We start from the raw sequence: 17,114 nt of genomic DNA on the forward strand, positions 1-17,114 counted from the left end.
AGACGGACGATGACCAGTTTGACGACTCGACGCGGTTCGAAGACGAAGGTCAAGCCGAAGCCGCCGCAGGATACCGATCCGGCGCCGACGCATCCGCCGGCCGAGCATCCGCCGGCCGATCCTCCCCCGGTCGATGATGGGGCCCTGCCCGGGACCGACCCGGAGATGCCGCCTCCACCGCCTTCACAGGCCCCGCCCCCGCCCTTCCGCAAACCCGGGCCGCCTGCGCCGCCGAAGCCGCCAGTGCTCACCCGGCGCGACGCGGAGCCCAGCCGCCCCGTGGCCCGCACGTCGCCGACCAGCCGGCTGCGCACGCTCGACGGCGATATGACCGGCTTGGAAGGAGCGCAGCGCACGGCCGTGCTGGAGCAGTTCAAGGTCGAGATGGACACCTTCGCGGCGAAGGCCGACGTCAGCGCCAGCAAACAGTTCTACGACCAGCTCAAGAGTCCCAACATGAACCGGCTGACGAAAGCCGAGCGCTACGAACTCTTGGCGCACTTCCTGTCCCGGCAGTTCCTTCGCCCCGACCTGCCGCAGATGGCGGCGGACGACCCGGAGTTCTTCCGCTCGGTCCTGTCCTTCCTCACCGGCAAGACCGCGCCGGCCGACTCGGAATTGTCCCGCGAGACGCGCGCTCATCTGGCCTTCGTCCTTCTCGAGGCCGCGTGCACCCCCACGGCTGTGGCGGCACTGCGGCCCAAGGGCGAGGACCTCATCGTCGACATGCTGTCGTCGGCCAGCCGCCTGGCCGACGACCCTGCCATGGTCAAGAAGCTCAACCTGAAGTCGACGTACTTCTACGAGAAGCTCGGGGCCCTCGGTGAGGACCACGGGCCGATCGCCTGTGCCGCGGTGCGCAACTACTGGATGGAGAACACGGCGGGGATCGGCTCCGCGATGTACAAGTGGATCTTCGGCACCATCAGCACCGCCGAGTGGAACCGTGCCGGGACCGAGCTCGCCGCCCGCGGCATCAACCTGCTGTGGAACAACCGCGACTACGGACGCATCGCCGCCCTCCTCAACGACGGCGTCGATCCCACGAAGTCGGCACGGGCGTACGACGGGGTGAAACGCGAAGGTGTCTGGACCGGCTATGTCCAGCCGATCACCCACCTGCTCGGCAAATACCTCAAATCGATCAAGAAGCTCGACACGCCCGAGGAGTCGTCGGTGACCGACGCCGAGAAGGTGCGCGGGGCGAAGCTCCTCGTCGAAAGGCTCCTCGCACTGCCGAGCCCGCCGAAACTCCTGCTGGACTACGACCAGGTCGAGCGTTCGCGCATGGTGGAGATGTTCAAGGCGTTCCCCGGGACGATCTGGGGCTTCGAGGACGTCCGCCTCCCGTACGTGCAAGCCGCCCGCGACACCGGCCATGGACAGCAGCCGCTGCGGATGCTCGACATGTGGGAAGTGATCCAGCCGATCCTCAACCCGGACACGTATGTCGATCTCATCAAGAACCCGGACGCGACGATCGAGAAGCAGCTCGACGAGGCGGCCAAGGTGGTTCGCGAGGGCATCCGTTCCGGCAACCCGCAGTACGCCGGGATGAAGGAGGATCCGTACGTCAAGAACTTCATCGAGGTCAGCCGTAGCTATCTGAAGTTCCTGTCCAAACGACCGCCGTACGCCAAGTACCTGGAGAAGCCTGCCGTGATGGGCAAGGATCAAGGCAAGCTGCTGCCCTCGTACGCCTGCAAGACCGGCATCTGGTGGTCGCTGTCCCAGGACCCCCCGAAGCCGCTGTACTACTGCCTCGACGGCATCAACATGAGCGACGTCACCAACTACAAGAAATACAAGACCGCGCAGATCAACACCTACCTCCAGGCGCTGGAGGAGGATCCGAAGAACGCGGACAAGTATCACCCGTTCCAGGAGGTCATCACCCTGGCCGAGATGCGCGAGATCCTGCAGCACTGGGACAAGTTCCGGGACATGGTGCGCTTCGTCGAGATGGGTGAAGTGCTCAGCCCCGAAGAGACGCGCAAGCGTGTGACGGAATGGATCGGCCAGATGGAGGTGGCCGACAAGACCTCCGAACAGCGCGGCTTCCGTGGCGAGTGGGACCTCGTCGAGGAGGCGCGCAAGCTGATCCGCGACGACGACGTGTTTTGGTCCAAGACCCCTCCCAAGACCCGCCGCGACTGCGTGAAAGAGGCCCAGGTCATCAAGCTGGCCGCCACCGCTGACGCACAGTTGCTCACCCAGATCCTCTCCGAGGGCTGCGCGTCGCTGATCGAGGCTGGGCAGCTTCCGAAGAACCTCGGCGCGCTCTACGACGCGGCGCGGAAGGCCGAACCGGGTCCGGCCCGAGACGAGGCCGTCGCCGCGCTGTGGACGCGGTTCTTCCTCACCGGCGCGGGCCTGCGGCAGATGATCAGGCCGGCGCTGATCCGCGACTTCGGCGCGAAGCCGGATTCGGTGCCGGACGTGCCCGACGTCAACATCGACCCGGGCGCCGACCTGGACGTCGGCCCCGAGGGCGTCGACCAGGCAGTGGTCGCGTCGCTGCCGGCAGCTAGCGTGCCGTCCCCCGGCCCGCCCCCGACCCCACAGCCGCTCGGCACCGTGACGAACCCGCCACCACGCGGCGACGAATTCTGACGAGAGCCGGCATCCTCGGGCCGCGCGGGGCGTCGAGCCGTCGTGGCTCGACCTCGCGCTCGCACCGCCTCCGGCCGGGCCGCGCGTCTCCGGAGGCGGTGCGGACTACCTCAGTTCACAAAGCTGGGCCCGGTGGCTCAGCCTCTCATTCCGGCCGAACAGGAACGCCCGGGCCAGGAGCGATGGGTCAGGCTTCGCCGCGGGCCAGGCGCATGAGATCGCTGTCCAGGTCGACATCCTTGCCCGTACGCTGCGCCCGGGTCGCGTTTCCGCCGAAGGTGTGCTGGTAAGCGGCCCAGCCGGCGTCGGCGATGTCGCGGCCGACGCCGCTGGCGATCAGCGCGGCCAGCTCACCGGCCGCGCGGTCGACGCGTTTGGACAAGTCCGCCGCTCCCCAGTCCTCGGGAGCGGCGAACAGTGACGTCGGCGCGGGGATGGCGCGCAGGAACGCGAACAACGGCCGCAGGTGGTCGTCGGCCACCATGGCGTGGCGGGCCGATCCCGCCGTCGCCGCCAGCAGGACGGGCTTGGCGATCAGCAGATCGTCGTCGAGCACGTCGATGAACGACTTGAACAGTCCGCTGAGCGCGGCCTTGTAGACCGGCGTGGAGACGACGAGAGCGTCGGCGGCGGCGAGGTGCCCGATCGCCTCCTGGACGGCCGCCGCCGGGAGGCCGCTGACCAGCGTCTGCGCGATCTCCGCAGCGATCGGGGCGAGTTCGATCACCCGGACAGCGGCGTTGCGGCCGCTGTCCCGCAGGCGGGTGACCACGGCCTGAGCGGCCCGGTCGGCGAGCATTCGCGTGGTGGACGGTTCGCTGGTGCCGGCGCTGACCGCCACGACCTGCACGGGGGCTTCACCGAGGCTCATGCGGCGGACTTCTCGGCGCTGTCCAGGTAGGGCAGCGGTCCGGAGGTGTTGTCTCCACGGTTGGGCCGGGGCCGCGCCTGGCGTGTCTCGGCGTCGCCGTAGGCCGCGCGCACCAGGGAGGCGTGGGTCGGCGCGTCCGGGACACCGGGCGCCCGGCGGGAACCCATCTCCTTGCGCAGGACGGGTACGACCTCGGTGGCCAGCAACTCGACCTGTTCCAGTGCGATCTCCACCGGCATCGAGCCGAGGTCGAGGGCCCACAGTTGCCGCTGGTAGTCACCGAAGCCTTCCTGGAAGGTGAGGGTTTTGTCGATCACTTCCTGAGGCGAGCCGACCGACAGCGGGGTGGCCTCGGCGAACTGTTCCAGCTTGCTGCCCTGGAACATCGGGTAGCCCTCGAAGTACGGCCGGAACCGGTCGAAGGCATCCTGGGACCGCTTGGCGATGAAGGCCTGCCCGCCGAGCCCGACGATCGCATCCTGGGCCCGGCCGTGCCCGTAATGCTCGAAGCGCTGCCGGTAGAAGTCGACGAGCGGCTTGAAGTGGAAGTTCGGGGCAAGGACGTGGTTGGCGAAGTAGCCGTTGCCGTAGAAGGCGGCCTGCTCGGCGATCTCCGGGGTGCGGATGGCACCGTGCCACACGAACGGCGCGATTCCGTCCAGCGGCCGCGGCGTCGCGGTGAACCCCTGCAACGGGGTCCGGAAGTTGCCCTCCCAGTCCACCACGTCCTCGCGCCACAGCCGGTGCAGCAGGTTGTAGTTCTCCAGAGCGAGCGGGATGCCCTGGCGGATGTCCTGGCCGAACCACGGGTAGACCGGCACGGTGTTGCCGCGGCCCAGCATGAGATCCACCCGCCCCTTGGCGAGGTGCTGCACGAACGCGTAGTCCTCGGCTATCTTCACCGGGTCGTTGGTGGTGATCAGGGTGACCGAGGTGGACAGGAGGATCTGCCGGGTCTCCGCCGCCAGGTAGCCCAGCAGAGCGGGCGGGCTGGACGCCACGAAGGGCGGGTTGTGGTGCTCGCCGGTTGCGAAAACGTCCAGGCCCAGTTCGTCGGCGGCTTTCGCGACCCGGATGACGTCCTGGATGCGCTGCCCTTCCGAACGGGGGATGCCGGTGGTCGGGTCGGGTGCGATGTCGCCGACACCGAAAATGCCGAACTGCATGAGAGGTCCTTCCACTGATGATGCGGTGAAGGACCGTGCGGGTGCATGAGAGCCGGAGCGCGCGGTCGCTTGCGAGAAAGTCAGTAATCAGTTCCCCGGCTCGAGGGCCAGATGGCGTCGCAGCGCGTTGGTCACCTCTTCGACCTGGGACAAGTGGCTGTCCGTGAGCGCGTCGACGAACAACTCGCGGACGGCACGCAGGTGCGGCACGGTGGCGGCGCGGAAGGTCTCCGCACCCGACTCCGTCATGATCACATCGATGCCGTGCACATCGTCGGCACAGACGGCCCGCCGGACCAGCCCGCGCTGCTCCATCCGTCCCAGGTGATGTGACAACCGGCTGCGTTCCCACCCGATCTGCGACGCCAGAGTCGAGGATCTCAGCCTCCGGTGCTCGGCCTCGCTCAGCGCGAGCAGCACCTGATAGTCACCTGACGACAGTGACGCCTCACTCTGCAGCCGCCCGGCCAGGAGAACCCGCAGCACCTCCGCCGTCTCGATGTAGTCGCGCCAGACACGCAACTGCTCACGCGTCGGTAACACTCGTCGCTTCTCCTGCGTCACCACTGCCTCCCGGATTGACATGTCAACCCTATCACCGTAATTGACATGTCAACCGCTATGCGGCTGTCCCTCGTCTCACACCGCGCCGCCGCCGAATCCGGACAAACCGCGCCGCATGACCTTGGTGACAAAGACAACGTTCACCGCGGAATCGGCATTAGTCTCGCGGACCGAGTTGAAGCGGCGGGTGCGGTCGCGGCGCCTGGTCGGCCCCTGCTGCGCGAGATCGCGTACCGCCCCTCCGTGGAGGCAAACGATGAGCTGGAATCCGCTGGCTGCCGTCCCGCAGTTCCCCACCGACGGTTACGCCCGGTTGGCCGACCGCCTCGCGCCGCTGCTCGGCACCGAGCATGACGTCGTCTTCGTGCAAGGTGAGGCGATTGTCGCGCTGGAGAGCGCAGCCGCCGAATTGGCCGCTCCTGGCGTATCCGCGCTCAACATCGTGACCAGCCCGTACGGCCGGCTCTTCGGCGACTGGCTCACCCGGGGCGGGGCCGAGGTCGTCACCATCATTGCCGAGGAGGGCGCGCCGGTTCGGGCCGCGGCGGTGCGCGAAGCGCTCGCGGGCGCCTCATTCGACTTGGTGGCCGTCGTGCATGGCGAGGCCGCCACCGGAATCCTCAATCCGATCGAGGCCATCGCCGAGGCCGCACGCCAGGCCGGGGCTCTGCTGGTGGTCGACGCGGTCGCGACCGTCGGCGGCCACCCCGTGCGCGCGGACGACTGGGATGCCGCCATCGTGGTGATCGGCCCGCAGAAGGGCCTCGGTGGGCCCGCGTCGTTGTCGGCCGTCGCGGTGAGCACCGCGGGCTGGCGGGCATTGGCCGCCGCCGAACGAGCCCGCAGGCCCCGCCACAACGTGCCGACGACGCTGTCGTTGCTGGACCTCAAACGGGCCTGGCTCGACACCGGCCGCGGCGCGCTGCCTGGTATGCCCGACCCGCTGGCGTTCTGGGCGCTGTCGGCAGCGCTCGACGAGCTCGAGGCCGAAGGCGTGGACGCCCGCATCAGCCGGCATCGGCGGGCTTCGACGGCGGCCAGGGCCGGACTGCGGGCCTTGGGCGTCGAGCCGTGGCCGGCCGCAGATGACGACGCTCTCACGCTGGTGACGGCCCTTCCCGTGCCGGACGGAATGGCGGCGGCCGATTTCCTCAGAGGTTTGCGGGCACTCGATCCCTCGGTCACTACAGCCGTCGGCACCGCGGCCAATCGTCTCGTACGGCTGAACCACACGGCACAGCGAGCCACCTACCCCGCGGTGCTCACCGGCCTGGCCGCCTACGCCGCCGTAATGGATGAGGCCGGGCAACCGGTGGACATCGGCGCGGGCGTCCGCGCCGCCACCGCGGCGTGGGCGTCGTAATCAACTTCGGCCCTTCCCCGGGTGTCCGGATCAGGGTACTCAGCGTCTCGGTCGGAAGCCGCGAAAGGCAAAGCTCAAACACCCGAATAGATGCGAGCCGCCCAGAGCGACGGGGTGCCGCGATAGGCCGTCCGCTGTTCAGCCGTAATCTCGTGGACGACCTGGGCGATGTCTGCGGTGGCGCCGGACGTGGTCAGCCGGCGACAAACCTCGGCCGCGAACGTCGTCGCGACCCGGTCGACCACCTGCCACAGGATGGCGACGACGGACACGTACCCGGCGAGCTGGAACGCCGTGGAGATGTGGATCGCCTCGTCCGGGATCGTCTCGCTCAGGCGACCACATTACCCCTAAAACAGACCGGCAGACATTCCTAAAAAGGAATATCCGCCGGTCAGAAAAGTCGGGCTGACAGGATTTGAACCTGCGACCCCTTGACCCCCAGGACATGAAAGGTCCAGCGACGTGCTCAACAACGTTTTGCCAGGTCACCGAGAAGCATATCAGGCCGAGTAAAGGTGTCGCGACCAGCTGCCTCTCGATGAACCCAGCAAAATCTCCCTACCAGCGGTTTTGCTGCTCGGCTTCCCTCAAAGGTGTTCTCCCGGACACTTACCAGTGTTTACGTGCTCGCCAGCTGGCTAATTGAGACCAACGAGCGGCGTGCTAAACCGCCGGCGGGAGCGACCCCTGACTCGGCAGCCGGTTCCACGACACGGATTCTTCTTTAAGGAAGAATACTTCCGCCGATTTCCATGAGGGCTCAATCGCGTTGTCGACCATTCTTCAGAAGCCTCTTTTGCTCGATTCCGTCGACGCCCAACCGGGCCGGGACAGTGCCGAGGGTGTCCAGCGCATGCGCCCGAATCTTAGGGTCAGTCTTTTACGGCACCCGCGCCTAGAAACACAAGATTCGAGCGTCAGCCGGTGCGCGCCTTCGCAGAGGTACCCGCCTCGGGGAGAAGACTCGTGGTGCAGCCTGCCCAGTTCCGCGGTGCCTTTGGCGGGATTCCGGGCGCTGTCATCAGTTCGGCGATCCTGTCCGTGGCCTCCAGACGTCTGGCCGCGCTGACCCGCGTGTAGTAGCGCATGAGCGTGGCCGGATCATGGCCGAGCCGCTCCGCGACTTCGTGGACGCCATAGCCGGCATCCAGCAGCGTCGACGCGATCAGGTGCCGGATCTGGTGTGGGCCGATCGGCCGGACCTTCGCGGCCACGGCCAGCTGGTTGAATCGGTCGGTCAGGTTATCCGGTCGAATCGGCTGGCCCCAGCGGCCGGCGAACAAATAGCGCGACGCCGGCCCCGCCGCGACCGGCCCGAGCAGGCCGAGCGTCCCTGGGTCAAGGACCAGCGTGCGTACACCGTTGTGCGACTTCGGCGGCTTCGCCCGAACTCGGCTTCCAGGATCTTCGACGACCAGTTGGCGCCGCACGGTCAGCGTGCCTTGCAGCAGCTCGAGGTTACCGCAGCGAAGACCGCACAGCTCACCACGCCGTAGGCCAGTCACCAGAAGCAGCCGCCACAACGGGTACAGACGATCAGCGCCGACGTGGTCACAGAAACGCCACGCCTCAACGAGCGACCAAACCGGTCGTTCCTTGTCGCTCTCGCGCGGCTTACGCACACCCAGCGTCCGGCCGACCTGTCCCGAGAACGCCTTGGCCAGCACCAGATTCAGCGTTCGCAGGGTGGTACGGGAGTAGCCGCATCCTTCAAGCTCCCGGTAGGCGCGTTCGACCATTCGGGCGCTGAGCCTCGAGGCTCGCACACCACCGACGTACGGGTAGATCAGGCCGAGCAGCCACCGGTAGCCGTACACCGTGTTCGGCTCGAGCTCCTGCTCCCGCGACAGCACCCAGCCTTCACAGATACTCTGCACGCTGTCACTGAGCCGCGGTTTCGGATGCCGGGCGTCCCGCTGCCGGCACAACCGGTCGTACTCGATGGTCGCGGCCCGCTCCGTCACGAAACCCGTCCGCCTGGCCTGCATCCGGATCCCACCATGGTCGCGGCCTATCTCCAGCCGGAACCCGAACGACCCTGTCACCGGATCTTGAACAATCGCATCGGTATCGGACATCGTCCGCACCTCCGCTCCAGTCATGGCTCCCAGATAAGAGGAACCTTCATCTTGAGCAACGAGCCGGCCCGGGAAGGGCGACCCGCAGATGTCGATATCACTCGATCGGGAAGCGACCGGAACCGCACCGGTGGAAGGGAGCAGCCTAGGGTCGCCGTCGTGGGTCACGGCAGGAACGAAAGACTTGCCCGGCCCTCTACGCAGTCGACATCGTCGCTCAGCTGCAGTTCCCGGGCGATCGAACGACTGATCGGGTTCTGTCCGCTGACAGCGATGCCCGCTATAGCCGCTATGCCGGTTCGATCGGTTGGCACAATTGGCACAACTTTCATGGATGGCACTGTGCTATCTGTGCCATCGTCGGCTCATGACGCCGATACCACTGTCCCAATGGGCCGATCGCAACGGCATCCCCCGGCGCACCGCCTACAACTGGGCGAAGTCCGGCAAACTCAATGTCCCGATCCACCGCACCCTCACCGGCCGCCTGGTCGTGCTCGACGACTCCGACCACGACACTCAAGACGCGCACCCCTTCACCACCGCGTACGCCGAAGCCCTGAGCCTTCCGATCGGACTCCACACCGACGACTTCCACCACTCCCCCGTCCTCGAGGCCTGGGGCATCGACCTCTACGACGCCGTCGCCGACGACCTCCGGCCGCTCGTGCTCCAGCTCGCCGTGCCAGCCGCGAGCTCCCGGGTCAAACGCGACGCCTGGTGGCGGCTCGCCGACTGGCTCGGCCGCGTCGAACTGGCCGACTGGTTCACCTCCACCGGATTCCCGCAAATCGCCGCCCTGTTCACCGACCGCACCCCGATCACCGACAAAGACAGCTACCTCGACTGGTGGCCCTGCGGCATCGGCTCATTCCAGTTCTGGCGCGACTTCGACGACCACGTCACCACCGCAATCAACGCTGCCGGCCTGGGCGTCCCGGACGACGACGGCGGCGCGACCAGCCTCGCCGAGAACGCCCTCGCCGACAACGCACCGATCGCCGGCCGCCGAGACAGCCTGCGAAACCGGCTCGACAAACTCGCCGCCGCCGAACTGCCCGGCACACCCGCGCCAAAGGTCCCCGACCGCAGCGACCTGTGGAGCCTCCGGTCGATGTACGCCGAACCGCTATGGGCGCTCGCCCGCCCCTACGCCCGCCGCACCGCCCAAGAAGTCTGCGCACTAATCGGCTGGGATCCGCTTAGCCCCGCCCCGCCAGCCGGACACCCACTGCACGAAGTCGGCTACCCAGCCTGCCTACACGCCTCAGAGACAGCCCTCGTGCCGTACGTACACGACGCCCACATCCGCGAGATCGACGCCTTCCGCGGCATCGCCCTCGGCAAACCGTTCAACAAGCCCACCGCCTGAAGGTCCTGCTGCCACCAGCAACGGACACTCCAGGTTGATCTGGCCGATAGGCGTTGATCGGCCGTCTAAAGTTCAATCGGCACGCCCAGTGAAGCCGTCACCATCTTTATGTGCGTCGCGAGCAGAAGACCCAACTGGGAACCAGCTCCCGAAACCAGCGCATTCTTAGCCCGCTCCATTTACGTGCGGACGATCCCCTGGTCGGGCTGGGGCCGAACCAGTTCGCCCTCCAGTGCGATGATGCTGCTCTCTAATTCCCAACTGGGATGAAGGTCTGCTAATGCACGGCGAGCCGGGGACTCAGGACTCGGATAATCTGCGAAGTTCCTGCTGCGACTCGGGCGGCCTTGCGCGGTCTTGCCGTCGCTTACAATGAAGTATTTGGCCGTGCTACGCCGCCTGTACGTTTTCTAAATTCGGCGAGAGATTCAGTTGCGCCGACGTACCCGCGATTGATGGCACCTAGATAGAGCCTTTCAGTGCCTGCGATGTCGCCGTCCTCCTCCCTACTTCTCGCTAGGCTTTCAAACGCAAACGAGACGCCCCTTCCGGACTGTTGCCATACGACCGCCTCGGCGCCCGCGGTATCCCCGGATTTCTCCCGCAGTAGGGCAAGATGACCAAGGGCTGAGATGTCTCCGCTTTCATGGGCTTGGAGGTAGAGCTTCTCGGCAGCGGCGATGTTGCCGCTACGTTCTTGTTGCTCGGCGAGGCTGACAAGCCCAGAGCTGTCGCCACTGTCGGCGGCGTATCGGTAAAGTAATTCGGCGCTAGTGAGGTTGCCGGCCTCTTCGCGATGCTTGGCCAGTCGGAGGAGCGCGCGGGCGTCACCACGGTCGGCGTCTTGTTTGGCGAGGTCCTCAGCGCCTGACAAGTCCCGATCCCGTTCGTGCAACATGACCAAACGAACAATAGCGGCGGTCTCACCACGCTGGATTGCTCGGGAATAGAGTGTTTTGGCGCCTTCTCGGTCGCCGCTCTGTTCCAATCTGTGGGCGAGACGAGCGAGGACGTGGGAGTCGCCGCGATCAGCCGCCTGCTCGGCCAAGGCCGTCGCGCCAGCAGTGTCGCCAGTCCACAATGCATGCTCGGCAAGGCGACCGAGAGCATAGGCATCTCCGATGTCGGCGGCTTTCCGGTATAGCCGTTCGGCGCCGGCGGCATCTCCCCGCCGTTCCCGACGCTCCGCGAGGCGTGCGATGGCAGAGACGTCGCCGCGCTCGCATGCCGACTGGACGAGTTCATCTGCCCGGCCGGTATTACCCGCGTCCTCACAACGCATCGCGAGGTGGAGAAGCGCGGTCCCGCTTCCACGTTCGGCCGCTTGCCGGTAGAGATCCTCAGCATCCGTTGTGTTGCCAGCTCGATCGCGAGCCTGTGCAAGGACCAGGAGAGCAAAGAGATTGCCGTGGTCGGCCGCCTGCAACGCGAGTGCTTCAGCCGCAGCGGCATCACCCTCACGTTCTCGGAGGTTCGCGAGGAGGATGAGCGCGGAGGCATCGCCGAGGTCAGCGGCTCTGCGCAACTGCAACGCAGCGCCAGCAGCGTCGCCGACACGGTCTAGGGATTCAGCGAGATGGGTAAGAGCTGTGGTGTTCCCGAGTTCTGCGGCTTCGCGGTAGAGCGCCTCAGCTCCAGTCGCGTCGCCGACGCCTTCCCGTAGCCTGGCTAGTTCAACCAGTGCCGAGACGCTCCCCTTTTCAGTGGCTGCCTTGTACATCTGTTCCGCGCGACTGAACCGCCCGCGTGCCCTTGCAGCCTCTGCGAGACTTTCAAGAACTTCCGGGTCGTCGACAACGGCCGCCAAGGTATCCCAAAACGCTGACGGCGGGAACAAATGAGCGCGTTCACGGCGGCCGACTTGTTCAAGGTAGTCGGCAAGGCGGTAGGTTGGCGTCAGGGCAGCTGGCGCAATTTCGCTCGGGCGGGGGCGGATAGGAGTGACCGGACCCCGGGTGCCGTGGCAGGAGGATGCAGCGTAAGTAAGGGCTTGCTCTAGCCAGGTGTCCTCGAGCGAATCCCAATCGTGGTCGTCGAGATAGTCCGGACTGGCCTGTTCAAGTAGGGCGCGAGGGATTGCGGGTGGGTGGCCGAGCCTGCGGGCGTCGATTGCAACATCGATGATCGCACGCGCCGCTGGCGGTGCATGGTAGTAGCGCTGTAGTAGCTCGGGGCTGCCAGCAAGGAACTGGGTAATCCGGCCGTTGTCGCTGTGCTGGGCGGCTTCCTGCAGCCGCGGATCATCCGCCTTCTGAAGCCTTGCGAGGTCCGCGGGTGCGAATGCGATAGGTACGTCGATTTCGGTACCGGCCAGTACCTCGCGGCTCTGTGCGTGCGGGTCTGGCTGACGTGGGTCGGGCCGGTTAGTCAAGCTGGCCCAGTGCTCGGGCCAGAGTGTGGCCAGGATAAGCAGCGGTTCGCGAGCTTGGTCGTGAAGTAAAGTACGCAGTCCGGCGGCGATCCTTTCACCGAGTCTCGGGTCCGGCGGTGCCAAGTAGAGTTGGGCCTCGTTTAGCCAGATGATTGTGTTGGGGCCGACCGATTTGAGCGCGGCGAGGGCGGCTTCGGGGCGGGTCGGGTCGTAAGGGTGCCACACGTACCACCGGCCCGGCTGGTGACCCTCGATGCGTTGGAGCAACTCCCAGTAAGCCCGCGTTTTGCCCGTCGACGAGCCACCGACCAGTGTAGTCATCCGGCTCTTTCCGCCAGTCGCATGCGCGGCGACTTCGTCTAGCTTGGCGTCGTGTGCGCGCAGCACATAGGGAGGCAGCACGGGTCCGGGCGCATCGTGTCCGGCGAGCGTGATGGCTCGGTGAACTTCAAGCTCGAGCGGGTCACAGCTTGGGATCGGCTTTCCTATGCGTGTTGGCGCCGCCGAGTGATGCGTCGGTCGTGCGGCGTTCGGCGTCGGGCTTTGGACGTTGAGCGAGCCGATGTAGCCAGCCACGATACCGGAATTCGCGAAGGTGGGCGGCTCGGCGGAGCCGGCAGCGGGTGCCCTTAGTTCGCTGCCGGCCCCGCTGGGGGGACCGGCGGAGCCTGACTGAACGTCACGGGTGCATGAAACTCGCCGATGGCTCCGTGGTTGGTGCCCACTTCGATGTTGAACGTTCGTGCCGTGGCAGGGTCCGCCGCAGCGAGTAGCTGCCTTGCGGCTGTCAGGAGCTCTTGATCGTCAACGGCCCCCGAGAGGGTCAGCGCTCCGCCGATGCGTGCACGCCAAACGCCGGGCTCGATCTCGTCTGCCTCTATCGCCTTTGCGGCGGCGTCGTCGTCCTTGAAATGATGTTTAATCAGCGATTTTAGCGTGGCGTATGCGTCACGGATGACGTCCGATGCGGTTCCCTTCAGACCGGCGCCGGCTCCCGCGGCCAGTGCTGTCGTGATCACATCTATCGCCGCCATCGTGTAACTCCCCTGATCGGACATCGACGTCGTCTTGAGCACGTACCCCACCCTGTCCCCATGACGCTACGTCCTGCGCTGAGGCAGACGCGTTGTCGGCGCTCAGGGTTGGAGCGGAGGAATTCAAGGTAACGGGTCGATGGTTACGGATGTGAGCACCGCGCCCTTGCCCGCGAATGGATTCGGGCAGCTCTGCGGTAGCGCCCAGTGGTTGAGCGCAAGAACTGGATCCTTCTATGGTTATCTCCGGGTCTTCGGGTCGCGAGCCTAATCACTTCTAGGTCGGTCAGCGCCATGCTGGCCGGCAGAGCCGTTGAGCCGTTGAGCCGTACATGCGTAGACCTGATCCTGTTCGGGCTCGCCCCGACGCCGACGGTGATGCATCGATCACGAGCTACACCAGACGGCGAGTGGCGCGTTGATCGTCGTCAGCAGATAGGCCTGCGTAGAGGCGAGCACGTCTAGCTGCTGGGGCGTCGCTCGGCTAGCGGAAAGACCGGGCTGGACGATGACCATCTCCATGCGTCGGGGTAGTACGGTCGCCTGCTCCTGGATTCGGTACAGCGCGTGCGGGTCGCCGACCTCGAAAGGGCTGACGGCTTCACGCTGCTGCTTCTTCTGGGCGCGGTCGTTGAGCGTGCGGAAGAACCAGCGGAGATCACCCCGGCGCCATCGGACCGACTTCTGGGCCTGCCCGCAGACCTCGTACATGTCCTCGACACGGGTGCCCGGGGCGTCGGCGTGCGAGTACTTGCAGTGCACGAGGCGGATCAGCAGGCCTTCGTTGTCGACGCGCATGGCGACGATGTCGGCGATTTCGCCGCTGCCGTCATCGTCGATGATGAGGTCCCATGGCTGGGCTTCGGCTTTGAGCTCGGTGATCGCGCGGTACTGGATCGAGTGCGTTAGGCGGTCCTTCGTCTGAGACTCGACCGTGATGGTGGTGCCAGCCCAGTTGAGAGGGGTGAGTTTTTCCCGATCGTAGGGTGGCCGGCTCCGGTTGGGCTGAAGCAGTAGGTCATCTTCGATGAGTCGGTCGTCGTCGAGGAGGAACGTCAGGCCCATCTCGTTAAGCCAGTCGCTCAGTTTCAGCTCAGATCTGGCGCGCACGGCTTTTATCTCGTCGTCGGTAGTACACCGGTATCGCAGCCGCCCGTTCTCAACAACGGCTTCGTAGGTGACCGTCCAGCCTTTTGTACGCACGTCGAAGCGGAACAGGTTGTCGGTCACGGTCGTATCGGGAATGAGGTCGGTGTAGGCGGCTTCGTAGGCCAGGTCTTTGAATGAAAGCCGCAGGTTAGCGGCCTGGGCCGTGTGGATCTGCCATGGCCATTCCATGGCCAGGACGACACCGGCGGGCCGGTCGGTAAGTCGTTCTGGCAGAAGGAACTGTCCGATGACCTGGTCGATGCTGATCGTGTCGTCGAGTAGCTTCTGGCCAACCGAATCACACCAGTCGCACCAGTGCATGATGCCGCGAGCGATCGCCGTTGACCAGATACGCCCTTTCAGTGATGCGCTGATGGTGACCTGCTCGCCGTCCCGGTAGCCGCCACCTGAAATGTTTGTCTGCGACTTCGTGCTGGCCTCCGCCTGAGAGAAGCTGGCGGTGACGTCGGACCCGACGTGCATGGAGAAACGACGGAAGCGATCGTGAGCGTCCAGAACGCCGACGGTCGTCGGCACCAGCCGGCTGATGTCGGCCATCACCCGGTAGACCGTCGAGCCGGTGAACCGCGCCGGATCGGGGCCTAGCACGGCCTCGGCAAGATCCTCGAACACCCCGCTGTTGGCCGAGTTGTTGATATAGAGCAAACGCTTGTCGCGGTCGAAGTACAGCAGATAAAGCTCGAAGGTGACCTCCTCAATGGTCTTCAGATCACCCCAGCTGACGTCACCACGGTTCTTCACCACAAACCAGGCGACACCGGCCTCAAGGTTGAGCCCGATGGGCTCGGTGTACAGGCGGTCACCGAAGAAGTCGACCACATTCTGTGGCTCCCAGTTGTCGGTGCGTGCCCGGTACACCACCGTGCTCAGCTTCGGCAGCAGGCTGCGCATTGCGACCTCTTCGGGCAGGCTCGTAAAGCCGTCCTCGAAGTCGCTGACCTCGTGCTGTCCCTGCACTACAGCCTCGGTCAGGTTGCGCAAGATCAGATTCCAGTCCGAGTCCTCGGCGTACAGCTCACGCAGGCGGCCATCGACCTCGATTTCCCTTCGCGCCACGAATATCGACGCAGCGCCGTATCTCCCGGTGGCCGACGTCCGCGCGAAACGGCCGATGAACTGCAGTGTCACGCCGAGACTCTTCTGCGGGTCGTGCACCGCAGCGATCTTCAGTGACGGCAGATCAAAGCCTTCGCCCAGCATGTCGACGCACACAACGACGCGAGAACGTCCCTCGCGCAGGGCGGCAACGGCCTCACGCTGCTGTTTCTTGGGCATCTGGCTATACACGATCACGGGCGACAGGTCGGCTGCCAGCTCATCGTAGAGCGGCTTGATGTTCTTCGCCCGGCTGATGCTGCCGACCCGAGCCATCAACACGTGGTCCAGTCCGGCAGCCAGATCGGCACGCAACTTGGCAATACTTTGCGCGGCCACGGCCCGGTCGAGGTTCTCGAAGTCGATCACCGCGGTGTAGTCGACGTAAGAGAAGTAACCCTGGGCCTGAGCTTCCCGCAAAGGGAACGAATAGATACTGCGCCCTTGCAGGTGTCTGCCGTCCTCACGAAACGGCGTCGCTGTGAACTGAACGACCGGCTTTCGCACGAACAAGTCCCGAACGTCGGACCAGGTCCGCGCCGCGACGTGGTGCGCCTCGTCGACGAACAGGTGCGTACACGCACCTGCGACAGCATCGCGCGCATCAGGATCACAGGCAGTCAACGCCTGCGGCGTCGCGACGATGACGTTGCATGCCCGCGCGAACGACCCAGCGACGTCTGCGCTGGTGAAGCCCTTCTGAATCCGCCCTACAACCGGACGCAAAGCCGTATTAGTGACGATGCCAAGTTCTTGCAGCACGCCCAGCGTCTCGAACTTGGTCGCCACTTGCTCGCGCAACGCGTCCGACGGAACGAGGACCAGGAGCCGGGTCAGCCGCCCAGCCACCAGCAGCGCCAGCATCGTCTCCGTTTTGCCAGTGCCCGTCGGCATCACAACGGTCGCCGGCGTGTCTCTCTTGGTCGTCCAATAGCCCAGTACCGCGTGCACCGCGCCGAGCTGCGGAGAGCGCAGACCAGCACAGTCGCCGGTGCCCTCGTTGAACGTAATCGCGTTCCGATACGACTCAACAACATCGGCCGGGTCAGAGCGAGTGACAACCTTAGGCCTACGCCACGAAGCGCTCGTAAGGGAATCCCCTACGCGCGTTCCCGGCGGCAATGCCAGCCACACAACTTCCTGAACTATCGGACTTTCGCTACTCGCAGCAGGCCAGACGCCGTAGTTGTTGGCAACCTCAAGTGCCTCACCCCCAGCGACGGTAGAGAAGTCGCTTTCGGGAACAAGCAGCTGTTTGACGGGATTACCGCCGAACTCCTCCGAACGAGCCCAAATGTTTCCCGAGTGCCACCCTCGCCGTTCACGGCCGGCCGCAGATCGATCTTCAGTCATCAGCGGATGATGATGACACGACCAAGGAACAATGAAAAATAGACGAGAAGCGATTCACTGG

At 65.4% G+C, this 17,114-nt stretch carries 11 protein-coding genes; 3 read left to right on the forward strand and 8 right to left on the reverse strand.

Annotated features, from left to right (window positions below; all coding sequences use genetic code 11):
- The first annotated feature begins 9 nt into the window (after positions 1 to 9).
- The gene (locus tag HH310_RS19720) at positions 10 to 2,613 is read left to right on the forward strand and encodes a hypothetical protein (protein WP_169177049.1); all 2,604 of its coding nucleotides are present in this window, start codon (positions 10 to 12) and stop codon (positions 2,611 to 2,613) included.
- Between the two features lie 187 nt (positions 2,614 to 2,800).
- Here HH310_RS19720 and HH310_RS19725 read toward each other — a convergent pair whose 3' ends face one another.
- The 3 genes from HH310_RS19725 to HH310_RS19735 form a co-directional block, all read right to left on the reverse strand.
- Positions 2,801 to 3,484, reverse strand: coding sequence for a CE1759 family FMN reductase (locus tag HH310_RS19725; RefSeq protein WP_169177050.1), 684 nt, complete (start codon positions 3,482 to 3,484; stop codon positions 2,801 to 2,803).
- Positions 3,481 to 4,650, reverse strand: coding sequence for a CE1758 family FMN-dependent luciferase-like monooxygenase (locus tag HH310_RS19730; RefSeq protein WP_169177051.1), 1,170 nt, complete (start codon positions 4,648 to 4,650; stop codon positions 3,481 to 3,483). Before HH310_RS19730 ends, HH310_RS19725 begins: the two co-directional genes overlap by 4 nt.
- An 87-nt stretch (positions 4,651 to 4,737) precedes the next feature.
- A complete protein-coding gene (locus tag HH310_RS19735; protein WP_169177052.1) occupies positions 4,738 to 5,235 on the reverse strand; it encodes a MarR family winged helix-turn-helix transcriptional regulator in 498 nt (165 codons plus the stop codon).
- A gap of 235 nt (positions 5,236 to 5,470) precedes the next feature.
- On the opposite strand from HH310_RS19735, the gene HH310_RS19740 reads away from it, so the two are divergent.
- Positions 5,471 to 6,577 carry an alanine--glyoxylate aminotransferase family protein gene (locus tag HH310_RS19740; protein WP_169177053.1) on the forward strand — a complete coding sequence of 369 codons (1,107 nt, stop codon included), beginning with the start codon at positions 5,471 to 5,473 and terminating at the stop codon, positions 6,575 to 6,577.
- Positions 6,578 to 6,651: 74 nt separating this feature from the next.
- On the opposite strand, the gene HH310_RS19745 is transcribed toward HH310_RS19740, so the two are convergent.
- On the reverse strand, positions 6,652 to 6,912 hold the full coding sequence (locus tag HH310_RS19745) for a CHAT domain-containing protein (RefSeq protein WP_169177134.1): 261 nt from the start codon (positions 6,910 to 6,912) through the stop codon (positions 6,652 to 6,654).
- Positions 6,913 to 7,497: 585 nt separating this feature from the next.
- Positions 7,498 to 8,658 (reverse strand): site-specific integrase, encoded by a 1,161-nt coding sequence (locus tag HH310_RS19750; protein WP_169177054.1) that lies wholly within the window; start codon positions 8,656 to 8,658, stop codon positions 7,498 to 7,500.
- A 367-nt stretch (positions 8,659 to 9,025) separates the two neighbouring features.
- Between HH310_RS19750 and HH310_RS19755 the strand changes: the two genes are divergently transcribed.
- Complete coding sequence (locus HH310_RS19755) at positions 9,026 to 10,030, forward strand: hypothetical protein (RefSeq protein ID WP_169177055.1); 1,005 nt, start codon at positions 9,026 to 9,028, stop codon at positions 10,028 to 10,030.
- 367 nt (positions 10,031 to 10,397) lie between these two features.
- Here HH310_RS19755 and HH310_RS19760 read toward each other — a convergent pair whose 3' ends face one another.
- From HH310_RS19760 to HH310_RS19770, 3 genes are all read right to left on the reverse strand, one after another.
- Positions 10,398 to 12,977 carry a lipopolysaccharide assembly protein LapB gene (locus HH310_RS19760; RefSeq protein WP_169177056.1) on the reverse strand — a complete coding sequence of 860 codons (2,580 nt, stop codon included), beginning with the start codon at positions 12,975 to 12,977 and terminating at the stop codon, positions 10,398 to 10,400.
- A gap of 53 nt (positions 12,978 to 13,030) precedes the next feature.
- Positions 13,031 to 13,477 (reverse strand): hypothetical protein, encoded by a 447-nt coding sequence (locus HH310_RS19765; RefSeq protein ID WP_312034217.1) that lies wholly within the window; start codon positions 13,475 to 13,477, stop codon positions 13,031 to 13,033.
- A gap of 345 nt (positions 13,478 to 13,822) precedes the next feature.
- Positions 13,823 to 17,053, reverse strand: coding sequence for a DEAD/DEAH box helicase (locus HH310_RS19770; protein WP_169177057.1), 3,231 nt, complete (start codon positions 17,051 to 17,053; stop codon positions 13,823 to 13,825).
- Between the last annotated feature and the right edge of the window lie 61 nt (positions 17,054 to 17,114).

Origin of the sequence: Actinoplanes sp. TBRC 11911, from assembly GCF_012933445.1 — a bacterium.
GTDB lineage: Bacteria > Actinomycetota > Actinomycetes > Mycobacteriales > Micromonosporaceae > Actinoplanes.

Coding starts and splice junctions, on each gene's coding strand:
- HH310_RS19725 (WP_169177050.1), bottom strand. CDS start 3,484: ATGAGCCTCGGTGAAGCCCCCGTGCAGGTCGTGGCGGTCAGCGCCGGC.
- HH310_RS19750 (WP_169177054.1), bottom strand. CDS start 8,658: ATGTCCGATACCGATGCGATTGTTCAAGATCCGGTGACAGGGTCGTTC.
- HH310_RS19720 (WP_169177049.1), top strand. CDS start 10: ATGACCAGTTTGACGACTCGACGCGGTTCGAAGACGAAGGTCAAGCCG.
- HH310_RS19755 (WP_169177055.1), top strand. CDS start 9,026: ATGACGCCGATACCACTGTCCCAATGGGCCGATCGCAACGGCATCCCC.
- HH310_RS19735 (WP_169177052.1), bottom strand. CDS start 5,235: ATGTCAATCCGGGAGGCAGTGGTGACGCAGGAGAAGCGACGAGTGTTA.
- HH310_RS19730 (WP_169177051.1), bottom strand. CDS start 4,650: ATGCAGTTCGGCATTTTCGGTGTCGGCGACATCGCACCCGACCCGACC.
- HH310_RS19770 (WP_169177057.1), bottom strand. CDS start 17,053: ATGACTGAAGATCGATCTGCGGCCGGCCGTGAACGGCGAGGGTGGCAC.
- HH310_RS19740 (WP_169177053.1), top strand. CDS start 5,471: ATGAGCTGGAATCCGCTGGCTGCCGTCCCGCAGTTCCCCACCGACGGT.